This is a genomic window from Bradyrhizobium sp. NBAIM03 (assembly GCF_020194055.1).
Classification (GTDB): Bacteria; Pseudomonadota; Alphaproteobacteria; order Rhizobiales; family Xanthobacteraceae; genus Bradyrhizobium; species Bradyrhizobium yuanmingense.
The window spans coordinates 200,923-213,780 of record NZ_JADYVS010000011.1 but is presented as its reverse complement, the minus strand read 5'-3'; the positions used below and the strand labels follow the sequence as shown (position 1 = coordinate 213,780).

The following is a 12,858-nucleotide window of genomic DNA, read 5'->3' as shown; positions in this document are numbered from 1 at the left end:
CCCGGACCAGTCATGACCGCACGCATTTTCAAGCCCGCCAAAAACGCGATGCAATCCGGCCGGTCCAAGACCAGGGAATGGCAGCTCGATTACGAGCCGGAGCAGCCGCGCTCGGTCGAGCCGCTGATGGGCTGGACCTCGTCGGCCGACATGAAGCAGCAAATAACGCTGCGCTTCCACAGCAAGGAAGAGGCGATCGCCTATTGCGAGCGCAAGGGCATCGCCTACCAGGTGATCGAGCCCAAGGAGTCGATCCGCCGGCCGGTTGCCTATGCCGACAATTTCTCGTTCCGCCGCGGCGAACCCTGGACGCATTGAGGGGCCATTCTCACCCGAAGCATCCAAAGTGCCGTCATGCCCGGGCTTGTCCCGGGCATCCACATTTTTGGCGGTAGACGAAGAACGTGGATGGCCGGGACGAGCCCGGCCATGAAGAAGGGAGCGGCTGGTCGCCCGCGCCTGAGAACCCTTGGCACCAATTCCGCCCCGTGCTTCGCTGCCTCGCATGACACGACCAGGACGAGGTGGGGGATGGCGGGGCGTGACCAGCTCGACGGCGTCGATCTGAAAATCCTATCCGAACTGCAGCAGGACGGGCGGGTTCGCAACAACGAGCTGGCGCTGCGCGTCGGCGTGTCCGCGCCGAACTGCCTGCGGCGGCTGAAGTCGCTGTTCAGCCGCGGCGTGATCCGGGCGGTTCGCGCCGTGATCGACGAGCGGCTGCTCGGCTATGAGGTGGTGTCGTTCGTCTCGATCCAGCTCGGCAGCCAGGCCCAGCCGGTGCTGGAGGCGTTCGAGAGCTCGATCGCCGCAATCCCGCGCATCCAGCAATGCTGGCGGATTTCCGGCGACACCGACTATCTGCTCAAATGCGTGGCGCCGAGTGTCGAGAGCATGCGGCAGCAGCTCCTGCATTTCGCCGCGATGCCTAGCGTCAAGAACGTGCGCAGCTTCCCCGTGCTCGGGGTTGCCAAGGACGTGCCGCTGCCATTGCAGGAGGTCGCGGTGGCAGAGCCGGCGGGGTAGGGCTCCGAATATTCCACGATCAAGTCTGAATCTCAGAAAAGCGCCTCAGCGATACCGCCCCCGAAACTCGCGCGGGGAGGTGCCGGTCCAGGTTCGGAAGGCCCGCGAAAAGCTCTTCTCGTTGCGGAAGCCGGCGATCTCGGCGATGCGCTTGATCGGCGTGCGGCCGCGCATCAGCTCCTGTTTGGCCAGCTCGAATTTCGTCTCCTCCTTGAGATCGCGCAGCGAGGTGGACTCCTCGCGCAGACGGCGATGCATCGTGCGGGTGGAGAGCGCAAGCTCGCGCGCGACGTCCTCGGCGCCGAGGACCCGTCCGCGCGCTTCTCGCAGCACGCGGCGGACGCGCTCGACCAGCAGGCGGTCGCGCCGGTAGGGCAGCACGGTGAGCCGGAGCGCGCCCTTGAGCATGTTGTCGAGATCGGCCGCGCTGCGCGTCAGCGGCAGCGAAAGATAGTGCTTGTCGAAGACGATGGCCGCGCGGTCCGCGTCGAAGCGGACGCTCCGGCAAAAGATGGTCGGATAGACCGAGACGTGGCCGGGCTCTGAGTAAGGAAACTCAGCCGCGCGGAGCGCGATCTGGGAGTCGACAGCCCAGCATGAGAAGCCGAGCACGTAGCGGAACAGCGTGACGAGGCAGAACTCGCGGAAGGGTCCGAGGTCACGGAGCTGACGGATCGACACGACGGCGGTCTCTTCGCCAACCTCGAGATCGAGCAGCACATCCTCTGTGACCAAGCGGTGATGCCGGCACCAGCGCTTGAGCGCGACCTCCAGCGTCGGTGCGGTGATCGAGGCCCGGCACAGCATGCCGTAGGTGCCCCATGGCAGCCGGCGCGAGAACCAGCCAAGCGCCTCGTCATCGAGCTCGCGCATGGCATGGCCCGCCAGCGCTTCGAACTGGGCCGCGGTCACACGCCCATCAGGAGAATTCACAAGCTCCGGCGCGACCTGACCCCGGCTCAAGGCTTCGGCGGGATCGCGGCCGTAATGCTCGTACGCGGCCACCACGCCGCGGACGAAGGCGGCGGGCGTGACGGCGCGGCGCGGAATCGCGGTGGCGGCTTGAAAAGGCATCGGAATTCCTTTCGGAAATCCTCGCCAAGTTTGGCGGAAAATGCAACCTTTTCGACTGCAAGAGGGCCGGGACCGGGCTAGTTTCGGAGCCCAAAATACGGAGGACTCGCCTTGAACATCCCGAGCATCGATTTCGATCTGGGCGAAGACATCAGCCTGCTGCGCGACACCGTTCGTTCGTTCGTGGAGGCGGAGATCACCCCGCGTGCCGCCGAGATCGAAAAGGCTAATCTTTTCCCCGCAGACCTCTGGAAGCGCTTCGGCGACCTCGGCCTGCTCGGCATGACCGCGCCGGAGCAATATGGCGGCTCCAATATGGGCTATCTCGCCCATATCGTCGCCATGGAGGAAATCTCGCGCGGTTCGGCGGCCGTGGCCCTGTCCTACGGCGCCCATTCCAATCTTTGCGTCAACCAGATCCGCCGCAACGGCAATGACGCGCAGCGGCAGCGTTATCTGCCGAAGCTGATCTCAGGCGAATATGTCGGTGCGCTCGCGATGTCCGAGCCGGGCGCCGGCTCCGACGTGGTCTCGATGAAGCTGCGCGCCGACAAGCGCGGCGACCGCTACGTGCTCAACGGCTCCAAGATGTGGATCACAAACGGCGGCGATGCCGACGTGCTGGTGGTCTATGCCAAGACCGATCCGGAGGCCGGCCCGCGCGGCATGACCGCGTTCCTGATCGAGAAGGGTTTCAAGGGCTTCACGCACGGTCAGCATCTCGACAAGCTCGGCATGCGCGGCTCCAACACCTATCCCTTGTTCTTCGACGATTGCGAGGTGCCGGAGGAGAATGTGATGGGCAAGGTGGGCGAGGGCGTCAAGGTGCTGATGTCCGGCCTCGATTACGAGCGCGCGGTGCTCTCGGGTGGCCCGCTCGGCATCATGGCGGCCTGCATGGACGCAGTGGTGCCCTACATGCACGAGCGCAAGCAGTTCGGCCAGCCGATCGGCGACTTCCAGCTGATGCAGGGCAAGCTCGCCGACATGTATGCGACCTGGCAGGCCACGCGCGCCTATGTCTATGCGGTGGGCCGCGCCTGCGACCGCGCCGACCACGCGCGCACCCTGCGCAAGGACGCGGCTGCTGCGATCCTCTATTCCGCGGAGAAGGCAACGTGGATGGCGGGCGAAGCAATCCAGGCGCTGGGCGGGGTCGGCTATACCTCCGAATTCCCGGTCGGGCGCCTGTGGCGCGATGCAAAGCTCTACGAGATCGGCGCGGGCACCTCGGAGGTGCGCCGCATGCTGATCGGCCGCGAGCTGATGGCCGAGACGGCTTAAGTCCTTCACCCCATTGGAAACACCATGCCGCTTCATTCCAGCATCGATCCGTCGTCATCAGATTTTGCACGCAATTCCGAGGCCATGCGCGGCCTCGTCGCGGACTTGCGTGAGAAACTCAGCGAGGTCGCCGGCGGCGGCGGCGAGGCTTCGCGCAAGCGCCACACCGCGCGCGGCAAGATGCTGGCGCGTGAGCGGGTCGACCTCCTGGTCGATCCCGGCACCTCGTTCCTGGAGCTGTCGCCGCTCGCAGCCTATGGCCTCTATGGCGGTGACGTGCATTCGGCCAGCGTCGTCACTGGCGTTGGGCGCATCTCGGGCCGCGAATGCGTGATCGTCGCCAACGATGCCACCATCAAGGGCGGCACCTACTACCCGATGACGGTGAAGAAGCATCTGCGCGCGCAGGACATTGCGCGGCAGAACAATCTGCCCTGCGTCTACATGGTGGATTCCGGCGGCGCCTTCCTGCCGCTGCAGGACGAGATCTTTCCGGACGAGCGGCACTTCGGCCGCATCTTCTACAATCAGGCGCAGATGTCGTCGCAGGGGATTCCGCAGATCGCGATCGTGATGGGCTCCTGCACCGCCGGCGGTGCCTATGTGCCGGCGATGTCGGACGAGAGCATCATCGTGCGCAACCAGGGCACCATCTTCCTCGGCGGCCCGCCACTGGTGAAGGCCGCGACCGGCGAGGTCGTGAGCGCGGAGGAGCTTGGCGGCGCCGACGTGCATTCGCGGCAATCCGGCGTGACCGATCACTACGCCCAGAACGATGCGCATGCGATCGGCATCGCCCGGCGTATCGTCGGCACGCTCAAGCCTTCCGCGCGGCCCAACCTGAACATTCATCAGCCGCGCGATCCGCTGTTTCCGGCGGAGGAAATCTACGGCGTGGTGCCGGTCGACGGCCGCAAGCCGTTCGACGTGCGCGACATCATCGCCCGCGTGGTGGATGGTTCCGAGTTCGACGAGTTCAAGAAACTCTATGGCACGACGCTGGTGTGCGGCTTCGCCCATATCTGGGGCTATCCGGTCGGCATCATCGCCAACAACGGCATCCTGTTCAGCGAGAGCTCGCTGAAGGGCGCGCATTTCATCGAGCTGTGCTGCCAGCGCGGCATTCCCCTGGTGTTCCTGCAGAACATCACGGGCTTCATGGTCGGCAAGAAATACGAGGCCGGCGGTATCGCGCGCGACGGCGCCAAGTTGGTGACGGCGGTCGCGACCGCCTCGGTGCCGAAGTTCACCGTCGTGATCGGCGGCTCCTACGGCGCCGGCAATTATGGCATGTGCGGCCGCGCCTACTCGCCGCGTTTCCTCTGGATGTGGCCGAACGCGCGCATCTCGGTGATGGGCGGCGAGCAGGCCTCGATGGTGCTGAGCCAGGTCCGGCGCGACAATATCGAAGCCAAGGGCGACAGCTGGTCCAGGGAAGAGGAAGATAAATTCCGCGAGCCCATTCGCGCGCAATATGAGAGCCAGGGCCACCCGTACTACGCGACCGCGCGGCTGTGGGACGACGGTGTGATCGATCCGGCCGACACGCGTCTCGTGCTCGGCCTTGGCCTCTCGGCGGCATCGAATGCGCCGCTCGAGCCGACGAAATTCGGCCTGTTCAGGATGTGATGTGATGGACCGCTCAAAACTCTACCGGCGTTTCCGCACGCTCCTGGTCGCCAACCGCGGCGAGATCGCCTGCCGCGTTATCCGCACCGCCCGTGCGATGGGCCTGCGCACGGTCGCGATCTATTCCGAGGCCGATCGCGAGGCGATGCATGTCGCGCTCGCCGATGAGGCCGTATTGCTCGGGCCCGCCCGCGCCCGCGACAGCTATCTCAATATCGAGCGCTTGATCGAGGCCGCGCGCAAGACCGGAGCGGAGGCCGTGCATCCCGGCTACGGCTTCCTCTCCGAGAATGCCGAGTTCGCGCAGGCTTGTTATGACGCCGGCCTCGTCTTCGTCGGGCCGACCGCCGGGATGATGACGGCAATGGGCTCGAAATCCGGCTCGAAAGAGCTGATGGAGAAGGCCGGCGTGCCGCTGGTATCAGGCTATCACGGCGAGGCCCAGGACGAGGCGACGCTCGCCAAGGCGGCGGACACGATCGGCTTTCCCGTGCTGGTGAAGGCCTCCGCCGGTGGCGGCGGGCGCGGCATGCGCATCGTGCGGTCCGCCGATGAGTTGGCGCCGGCGATCGTCAGCGCCAAGCGCGAGGCCAAGGCCGCCTTCGGCGACGACCGCATGTTGATCGAGAAGTACGTCGACAATCCCCGGCATATCGAGGTGCAGATCATCGGCGACAGCCATGGCAATCTGCTCTCGCTGTTCGAGCGCGAATGCACGCTCCAGCGCCGGCATCAGAAGGTGATCGAGGAGGCGCCATCACCGACGCTCAATGCTGCGCAGCGCGAAACCGTCTGCGCCGCCGCGCGAAAAGCGGCGGGCGCGGTGAACTATGTCGGTGCCGGCACCATCGAGTTCGTCTCCGACGGCAAGGACGTGTTCTTCATCGAGATGAATACGCGCCTGCAGGTCGAGCATCCCGTCACCGAGCTGATCACCGGCATCGACCTGGTGGAGTGGCAGCTGCGCGTTGCCTTCGGCGAGGCGCTGCCGCTCAAGCAGGATGAGATCAGGCTCAACGGCCATGCCGTCGAGGCGCGCGTCTACGCCGAGAACCCGACCAAGAACTTCATGCCGTCGGTCGGCAGGATCTCGACCTGGCGACTGCCGGCCGAGACGGGCGGCCTGCGTATCGACGCTGGCTATCGCGAGGGCGATACGGTCTCGCCGTATTATGACGCCATGCTCGCCAAGGTGATCGCGTGGGCGCCGACGCGGGACGTCGCGATCGAGCGGCTGAACCGCGGGCTGGAGGAATCCGACGTCCGCGGCATCGTCACCAACATCCCGTTCCTGTCGGCGCTGATGACGCATCCGAAGGTGCGGGCGAATGCGATCGATACCGGCTTCATCGAGCGCGAGCTGGCGGTGCTGACCGCCGCGGCGCCGGCGCCCGGAGAGCTCGAGCTCTGCGCCGCAGTTGCCGCCATCGTCAACGAGGAGCGGCAGACCGCGCATGCGGAGGCGAGTTCGCCGTGGCAGACCTTCGGCTGGCAGCCGGTCGGTCGCCGCCAGCGCAGCTTTGCCTTCCGTGTCGGCCATGGTCCGGAGCAGAAGATCGCGCTGAACTATGGCAGCGGACCGTCGACGCTGGTGATCGGCGAGCGCGAGCTGGCGTTCACGATCGCTGCGAAGGATGGCGGCTTCGACCTGACGCTCGACGGCGTCAAATCGTCAGTGGCAGCGGTCATCGATCGCCATGAGCTGTACCTGCGCACGCGCAACGGCCGCTTCGACCTGCATTGGGTCGATCCGTTCGGCGGCGAGAGCGAGGAGCATGTCGGCGAGGACAAGATCGCAGCGCCCTTGCCCGGCACGGTGGTTGCCGTGCTGGCAGAGGAGGGGACCAAGCTGGAGAAGGGCGCGCCGATCCTCACGCTGGAAGTCATGAAGATGGAGCAGACGCTGCGCGCGCCCTATGCCGGCGTGCTGAAATCCATCAAGTGCAAGGTCGGCGATATCGTGCAGGAGGGCGTCGAGCTCGCCTTGGTCGAACCTGCAGGGGAATGAGATGAGCGATCCGGTCCGCATCATCGAAATGGGGCCGCGCGACGGCCTCCAGAACGAGGAGACCGCCGTCAGCGTTGAGGCGCGCATCGCCTTCATCGAGGCGCTCGTGGCGGCCGGGCTGGATACCGTGGAGGTCGGCGCCTTCGTCTCGCCCAAGGCCATCCCGCAGATGGCAAGCTCGGATGCCGTGCTGCGCGGCGTCGCGCATGTGAAGGGCGCCGAATTCCACGTGCTGGTGCCGAACGAGAAAGGCTATGACGCCGCGCGTGCCGCGGGCGCGAAAGTGGTCTCCGTGTTCGCGGCGGCCTCCGAGGGGTTTTCCCGGGCGAACATCAACTGCACGATTGCGGAGTCCATCGAGCGCTTCAAGCCGGTGCTGGCGCGCGCCAGGGAGGATGGCGTCAAGGTGCGCGGCTATATCTCTTGCGTGCTGGGCTGTCCGTTCGATGGCGAGATCAAGCCGAAGGCGGTGGCGGATCTTGCGAGCACGCTGTTCGATCTCGGCTGCTATGAGATCTCGCTCGGCGACACCATCGGTGTCGGCACGCCAGCCAGGGCCAAGGAGATGCTGCGCGCGGTTGCCGCCAACATTCCCGCAGCCAGGCTCGCGATGCATTTCCACGACACTTACGGCCAGGCGCTCGCCAACCTCTATGCAGGGCTGGAGGAGGGCGTCCGCGTCATCGACGCCGCTGCCGGCGGGCTCGGCGGCTGTCCCTATGCGCCGGGCGCGACGGGGAACGTCGCGACCGAGGACGTCGTCTACATGCTGGAGGGTATGGGCGTCAGGACGGGTGTCGATATGGAGAAGCTGCTGGCGGCGACGAACGCGATGAGCGTCGTGCTCGGCAAGCCGCCCGTGAGCCGCGTGGCCTCCGCGCTGAACGCGAAGAAGAAGCGGGCTGTCTCCTAGTTCTCCGTCATTGCGAGCGAAGCGAAGCAATCCAGAGTCTTTCCGCTGAGGCGGTCTGGATTGCTTCGTCGCAAGGGCTCCTCGCAATGACGACCGAGAGAGTTTTCAAGCCGCCTTCAGCCCGACATCCGGCAGGCGCGGGCGGTTCTTCAGCGCCTTGGCCATCAGGGCCTCGACCTCGGCCGTTTCCTGCGGCAGCAGTGCCAGGCGGGGCGGGCGCGTCAGGGCGGTGCCGCGGCCCATGATGTGCTCGCACAGCTTGATGCACTGGACGAGGTCCGGGCGCGCATCGAGGTGCAGGAGCGGCATGAACCATTCGTAGAGCGGCATCGCCTCGGCGAAGCGCCCGGCCTTGGCGAGGCGGAACAGGGTCTCGCCCTCGCGCGGGAAGGCGTTGGACATGCCGGAGACCCAGCCCACAGCGCCCATGGCGACGCTCTCGACGATGACGTCGTCGAGACCTGCGAACAGCACGAAGCGGTCGCCGACCATGTTGCGGGTGTCGATGAAGCGTCGCGTGTCGCCGGAGGAATCCTTGAAGCAGACCACGGTCTCGACGTCGGCGAGCGAGGCCAGGATGTCGGGCGTAACGTCGTTCTTGTAGATCGGCGGGTTGTTGTAGAGCATCACCGGCAGGTCGGTCGCAGAGGCGACAGCGCGAAAATGCGCGGCGGTCTCGTGCGGCTTGGAGGAATAGACCAGCGCCGGCATCACCATGACGCCGTCGATGCCGATTCGTGCTGCTTCCTTCGCGGTCTCCACCGCAAACGCGGTGGTGAATTCGGCGATGCCGCACAGCACGGGCACCCGGCCCTTCGCGACCGACTTCGCCGCTTCCATGATCGCGACCTTCTCCTTGCGCTCAAGCGAGGTGTTCTCGCCGACCGAGCCGCAGACGATCAGGCCGGAGACGCCGTCGCGGATCAATCCGTCCATCACCTTGGCGGTTGCGTCGATGTCGAGCGAGAGATCGTCGTGGAATTGGGTGGTGACGGCCGGGAAGACGCCTTCCCAGGCAACGCGGCGGCTCATGATTTGACTCCAGGTGTAGATGCCGGCGGGGGGCTGGAGCCGCCGGCTCTTGTGAAAGGGATGGGGAACGGGATCAGAGCGTCGCGCCGACCTTGCGCAGCTCGGCGAGGACGGGGGCCTTGGGCAGCCAGATCTTGTCGAACTCGGCAATCACGGCCTCGGTGTCCTTGGCATCGACCTGGCGGATCGGGATCGGTGCTTTCTTGAAGTTCTCGATCAGCGTGGGCTCGTTGCCGGCGAGCTCGTCGATCTGCGCGTCCAGCGTCGTCTTGATCGTTTTCGTGATCAGCTCGCGGTCGCCGGCGGGCAGCGATTGCCAGACGCGGCCGGAGACGACCGCGGCCATCGGCATGAAGACGGCGTTCATCTGCAGGATCACCTTCGACACCTTGTCGAAGCGCTGGTTCCAGGAGAATTCGAGATCGGCCTCTAAGCCGTCGACCTGGCCGTTGGCCATGGCGTCGAACACCTGCGGCGTCGGGATCGGCGTCGGCGCCGCGCCGAGCGAGGAATAGAAGTCGCGATAGACCGGGGTCGGGTTGATGCGCAGCTTCATGCCCTTGATGTCGGCGAGCGTGTTCAGGTCCTTGGAGGAGAACACCGCGCGCATTCCAGTGATGCCCCAGCCGAGCCCGATCGTGCCGGTCTCCTGCGGCAGCACCTCGAACAGCTTCACCGCCGCCGGATGCCGCACGAACTTGGCCACCGCCGGCGTCGAGCGCACGATGTAGGGCGCGTTGATTGCGGCGATGTGCGGCACACGCGAGCCGAGCTCGGCGGCCTGGATGAAGCCCATGTCGAGCGCGCCGGACTGCAATTGCTGCATCATCGCGGTCTCGTTGCCGAGCTGGCCGGCGTGGAAGACGGTCAAGGTCAGGCGGCCGTTGGTGGCGGCCTTGAGCTCGTCACCGAATTTGAGCGCGGCCTTGTTCCAGGAATGGCCGTTCGGCGTGATCAGGCCGAGACGGAATTCCTTGGCCTGGGCGAGCGCCAGCGACGGGGCGAACACCGAGGCGGCGGCACTGGCGGCGAGAAAGCGGCGGCGGGAAAGCGGCATGGTCGGCTCCTTTCGGATGGGTCTATTTGACGAGGATCAGCGAGAGCGAGGGATAGAGCGAGAGCAGCACCAGGAGGATGCAGGCGATGACGAAGAAGGGCAGCGTCACCATGAACATCCTGCCGGGCTTGGCGCCGGTGACGGCGGCCGCGACGAAGAAGCAAAGCCCGACCGGCGGCGACAAAAGGCCGAGCACGAGGTTGATCACCACGACGACGCCGAATTGCCGGGGGTCGATGTGATAGATCTCGGTTGCGACCGGCAGCAGGATCGGCACCGTCATGATCAAGCCGGGAATGCCGTCGATCACCGTGCCGATCAGCAGCAGGATGACGTTGCAGATCAGCATGAAGCTGACCGGATCCTTGGCGACGGTCTGGATCCAGGCGGCGGTCTCCTGCGGCACCTTGCCGAAGATCAGCACCCACGAGAACACGGCCGCGGCCGCGACCAGGAACAGCACGATCGCCGAATAGATCGCGCTGCGCAGCATCATCTGCGGCAGCTGCGAGAACTTGAATTCCTTGGTCCAGAACTTTCCGACCACGGCCGCAGCCACCGCGCCGACGGCCGCGGATTCCGTCGCATTGGCGAGGCCCCCGAGGATGGTGCCGACGATGACGATCGGGATCAGCAGCGTCGGCGAGGTCCGCAGGATGGTCATGACGCGCTGGCGCGGCGTCTGGTAGTCCGCGCGCGGATAGTTGTAGATGTAGCCCATCAGCGCGATGACGAGGCAGAACATCACGGTGAGGATGACGCCCGGGACGATGCCGGCGATCAGCATGTCGCTGACCGAGACCTGCGCCAGCACGCTGTAGACCACGAACATCACCGAGGGTGGGATGATCGGGCCGAGCATGCCGCCATAGGCGGTCAGGCCGGCCGCGAAGGTCTTGTCGTAGCCCTTCTTCTCCATCTCGGGGACCATGATCTGCGCCATGATCGCGACCTGCGCGGTCGCCGATCCCAGGATGGACGAGATGAACATGTTGGCGAGGATGTTGACGTAGGCGAGCCCACCCTTGAGCGAGCCGACGAAGGCCATCGCCATGTCGACGATGCGCCGCGTGATGCCGCCGCCATTCATGATCTCGCCGATCAGGATGAAGAGCGGGATTGCGATCAGGCCGTAGCTGTCGACGCCGCCGAACAGCTGCAGCGGATAGGACTGGAACAGCACCGGGTTGCCCGAGGCAGCGATGTAGACGAGGCCGGCGAGGCAGAGGCAGAGGCCGATCGGCACGCCGACCAGCATGAAGGCCATGAAGGCTGCTGACGTGATCATCAATTGACCCCGTCGAGCTCGGAGAGCTGGAAGCCCTTCGGCGGCGTGCGCGGGACCAGCTCGAGATCTTCCAGCAAGTTGGCGAGACCATGAACGGTCATCGACACCGCGAAGATCGGCAGCGTCAGATAGAGCACCCAGGTCGGCCAGTTCAGCGTCTGCGTGCGCTCGGTGTAGAGGAAGTTGAAGGTCTCGGCGGCGAGCTTACGCCCGTCGAAGCCGACGCGGGCGAGGCCCACCGGGTCCATCCAGAGCACGCAGGTGACGATCAGGGCGACGCCGAACACCACGACGAGGCCGGTCGAGATCACTTTTGCAAATTTCTGGTGCTGAGCGGACAATCGCTCCGTCAGCATCGTCACCGCAAAATCGAGCCGCAGCCGCGTCATCGCGGATGCCCCGATGAAGGTCAGCCAGACCACGCAATAGACGGCGGATTCATCGATCCAGTAGATCGGGAAATGCGAGTAGCGGGTGACGACGTTCACCAGGATCAGACCGGTGAGCAGGTACATCAGGCCCATCAGCGCGAGCCGCTCGCAGGCCAGCAGGGCACTCGACATCCGGACGATCATGCGTCGGAGGCTGAGTGCGCGCGTGGCCGGCATGGTCTGCTCGATCATGAAAGAGGCCCCAACCCCCTGAAGATTTGTCGTGCGATTGCCAAATGTATAATTTATACATTTTGGGAGTCAAACGGAGTTTGCGGTCATTTCGGCGGCAGGGCGCGCGTTTGCTGGGCACTATGCGGCGCCCCGGCTTTTGCCGGGCAGCTCGACATGCAAGACAGGGACCGCGTCGGCCGCGCGAGTCGGGAAGGACATCGGACGATCAGATGAAACAGCCTCTGAAGCATCGCACCCTGTCGGCTGCGATCGTCGACCAGCTCCGCCAGGCGATCCTCGACGGCACCTATCCGGCCGGATCGCAGCTGCGCCAGGACGCGCTGGGCGAAGCCTATGGCGTCAGCCGCATCCCGGTGCGCGAGGCGCTGTTCCAGCTCGAGGCGGAAGGCTTGGTGCGCATCGTGCCGCAGAAGGGCGCCATCGTCTCGGAGCTGTCGTTGGACGAGATCAACGACGTGTTCGACCTCCGCCGTATCCTGGAGCCGCGGCTGCTGGCGCAGTCGGCGCCGCGCTTCACCGCGCAGGATTTCGACGGGCTCGACGACATCCACCGGAGCTTCGAGAAGGCGATCAAGGCGCGCAACGTCAGTGAGTGGGGCCAGCTCAATGCCGACTTCCACATGGCGCTCTACGTCCGCGCCCCGCAGCCGCGCACGCGCGCGATCGTGCTGTCGCTGCTGCAGACCAGCGACCGCTACACGCGGCTACAACTCTCCAACACCAAGTCGATGGGCATTGCCGAGAAGGAGCACGCCCATCTGATCGCGCTCTGTCGTGCGCAGAAAGTAGAGGAGGCCTGCCGCTTCCTGGAGCGGCACATCGAGGCCGTGCGCAAAGACCTGCTGCAGGTGGTGGCGAACGCGCCGAAGTCGCGGCGGAAGGAGAAATCGTAGGGTGGGTTAGCTGAAGGCGTAACCCACC

The 12,858-nt window shown here is 65.4% G+C and carries 12 protein-coding genes; 7 read left to right on the top strand and 5 right to left on the bottom strand.

Features of this window, described 5'->3' with window-relative positions; genetic code table 11:
• Positions 1-12 precede the first annotated feature (12 nt).
• Together I6F21_RS19060 and I6F21_RS19055 are read left to right on the top strand one after the other, a co-directional pair.
• Complete coding sequence (locus I6F21_RS19060; RefSeq protein ID WP_024337795.1) at positions 13-318, top strand: ETC complex I subunit; 306 nt, start codon at positions 13-15, stop codon at positions 316-318.
• 213 nt (positions 319-531) lie between these two features.
• A complete protein-coding gene (locus I6F21_RS19055; protein WP_225140733.1) occupies positions 532-1,026 on the top strand; it encodes an Lrp/AsnC family transcriptional regulator in 495 nt (164 codons plus the stop codon).
• Positions 1,027-1,071: 45 nt separating this feature from the next.
• Here the strand turns inward: I6F21_RS19055 and I6F21_RS19050 are convergent, their stop codons facing one another.
• On the bottom strand, positions 1,072-2,100 hold the full coding sequence (locus tag I6F21_RS19050) for an AraC family transcriptional regulator (protein WP_225125478.1): 1,029 nt from the start codon (positions 2,098-2,100) through the stop codon (positions 1,072-1,074).
• A 111-nt stretch (positions 2,101-2,211) separates the two neighbouring features.
• Here I6F21_RS19050 and I6F21_RS19045 point away from each other — a divergent pair, with 111 nt between their 5' ends.
• The 4 genes from I6F21_RS19045 to I6F21_RS19030 are packed head-to-tail and all read left to right on the top strand — an operon-like array spanning position 2,212 to position 7,934.
• Complete coding sequence (locus tag I6F21_RS19045) at positions 2,212-3,384, top strand: isovaleryl-CoA dehydrogenase (RefSeq protein WP_035999647.1); 1,173 nt, start codon at positions 2,212-2,214, stop codon at positions 3,382-3,384.
• A 24-nt stretch (positions 3,385-3,408) separates the two neighbouring features.
• Positions 3,409-5,013: a carboxyl transferase domain-containing protein gene (locus I6F21_RS19040; RefSeq protein ID WP_225140735.1), complete on the top strand. Its 1,605-nt coding sequence runs from the start codon at positions 3,409-3,411 to the stop codon at positions 5,011-5,013.
• A gap of 4 nt (positions 5,014-5,017) precedes the next feature.
• A complete protein-coding gene (locus I6F21_RS19035) occupies positions 5,018-7,021 on the top strand; it encodes an acetyl/propionyl/methylcrotonyl-CoA carboxylase subunit alpha (protein ID WP_225140737.1) in 2,004 nt (667 codons plus the stop codon).
• 1 nt (position 7,022) lies between these two features.
• Entirely contained in the window at positions 7,023-7,934 is a 912-nt protein-coding gene (locus tag I6F21_RS19030; RefSeq protein WP_225140739.1) for a hydroxymethylglutaryl-CoA lyase, read from the top strand.
• Positions 7,935-8,039: 105 nt separating this feature from the next.
• Here I6F21_RS19030 and I6F21_RS19025 read toward each other — a convergent pair whose 3' ends face one another.
• From I6F21_RS19025 to I6F21_RS19010, 4 genes are all read right to left on the bottom strand, one after another.
• Positions 8,040-8,966 carry a dihydrodipicolinate synthase family protein gene (locus I6F21_RS19025; protein ID WP_225140741.1) on the bottom strand — a complete coding sequence of 309 codons (927 nt, stop codon included), beginning with the start codon at positions 8,964-8,966 and terminating at the stop codon, positions 8,040-8,042.
• A gap of 73 nt (positions 8,967-9,039) precedes the next feature.
• The gene (locus tag I6F21_RS19020) at positions 9,040-10,023 is read right to left on the bottom strand and encodes a TRAP transporter substrate-binding protein (RefSeq protein ID WP_225140743.1); all 984 of its coding nucleotides are present in this window, start codon (positions 10,021-10,023) and stop codon (positions 9,040-9,042) included.
• Positions 10,024-10,045: 22 nt separating this feature from the next.
• On the bottom strand, positions 10,046-11,311 hold the full coding sequence (locus I6F21_RS19015) for a TRAP transporter large permease (RefSeq protein ID WP_225140745.1): 1,266 nt from the start codon (positions 11,309-11,311) through the stop codon (positions 10,046-10,048).
• Positions 11,311-11,919, bottom strand: coding sequence for a TRAP transporter small permease (locus I6F21_RS19010; protein WP_225140909.1), 609 nt, complete (start codon positions 11,917-11,919; stop codon positions 11,311-11,313). Before I6F21_RS19010 ends, I6F21_RS19015 begins: the two co-directional genes overlap by 1 nt.
• Before the next feature lie 227 nt (positions 11,920-12,146).
• On the opposite strand from I6F21_RS19010, the gene I6F21_RS19005 reads away from it, so the two are divergent.
• On the top strand, positions 12,147-12,830 hold the full coding sequence (locus I6F21_RS19005) for a GntR family transcriptional regulator (RefSeq protein WP_225140747.1): 684 nt from the start codon (positions 12,147-12,149) through the stop codon (positions 12,828-12,830).
• Positions 12,831-12,858 lie beyond the last annotated feature (28 nt).

What these genes read in the sequence shown, in the direction of transcription:
- I6F21_RS19060 (WP_024337795.1), top strand. Translation starts at nt 13, where the DNA reads ATGACCGCACGCATTTTCAAGCCCGCCAAAAACGCGATGCAATCCGGC.
- I6F21_RS19055 (WP_225140733.1), top strand. Translation starts at nt 532, where the DNA reads ATGGCGGGGCGTGACCAGCTCGACGGCGTCGATCTGAAAATCCTATCC.
- I6F21_RS19050 (WP_225125478.1), bottom strand. Translation starts at nt 2,100, where the DNA reads ATGCCTTTTCAAGCCGCCACCGCGATTCCGCGCCGCGCCGTCACGCCC.
- I6F21_RS19040 (WP_225140735.1), top strand. Translation starts at nt 3,409, where the DNA reads ATGCCGCTTCATTCCAGCATCGATCCGTCGTCATCAGATTTTGCACGC.
- I6F21_RS19035 (WP_225140737.1), top strand. Translation starts at nt 5,018, where the DNA reads ATGGACCGCTCAAAACTCTACCGGCGTTTCCGCACGCTCCTGGTCGCC.
- I6F21_RS19030 (WP_225140739.1), top strand. Translation starts at nt 7,023, where the DNA reads ATGAGCGATCCGGTCCGCATCATCGAAATGGGGCCGCGCGACGGCCTC.
- I6F21_RS19025 (WP_225140741.1), bottom strand. Translation starts at nt 8,966, where the DNA reads ATGAGCCGCCGCGTTGCCTGGGAAGGCGTCTTCCCGGCCGTCACCACC.
- I6F21_RS19020 (WP_225140743.1), bottom strand. Translation starts at nt 10,023, where the DNA reads ATGCCGCTTTCCCGCCGCCGCTTTCTCGCCGCCAGTGCCGCCGCCTCG.
- I6F21_RS19015 (WP_225140745.1), bottom strand. Translation starts at nt 11,311, where the DNA reads ATGATCACGTCAGCAGCCTTCATGGCCTTCATGCTGGTCGGCGTGCCG.
- I6F21_RS19010 (WP_225140909.1), bottom strand. Translation starts at nt 11,919, where the DNA reads ATGCCGGCCACGCGCGCACTCAGCCTCCGACGCATGATCGTCCGGATG.
- I6F21_RS19005 (WP_225140747.1), top strand. Translation starts at nt 12,147, where the DNA reads ATGAAACAGCCTCTGAAGCATCGCACCCTGTCGGCTGCGATCGTCGAC.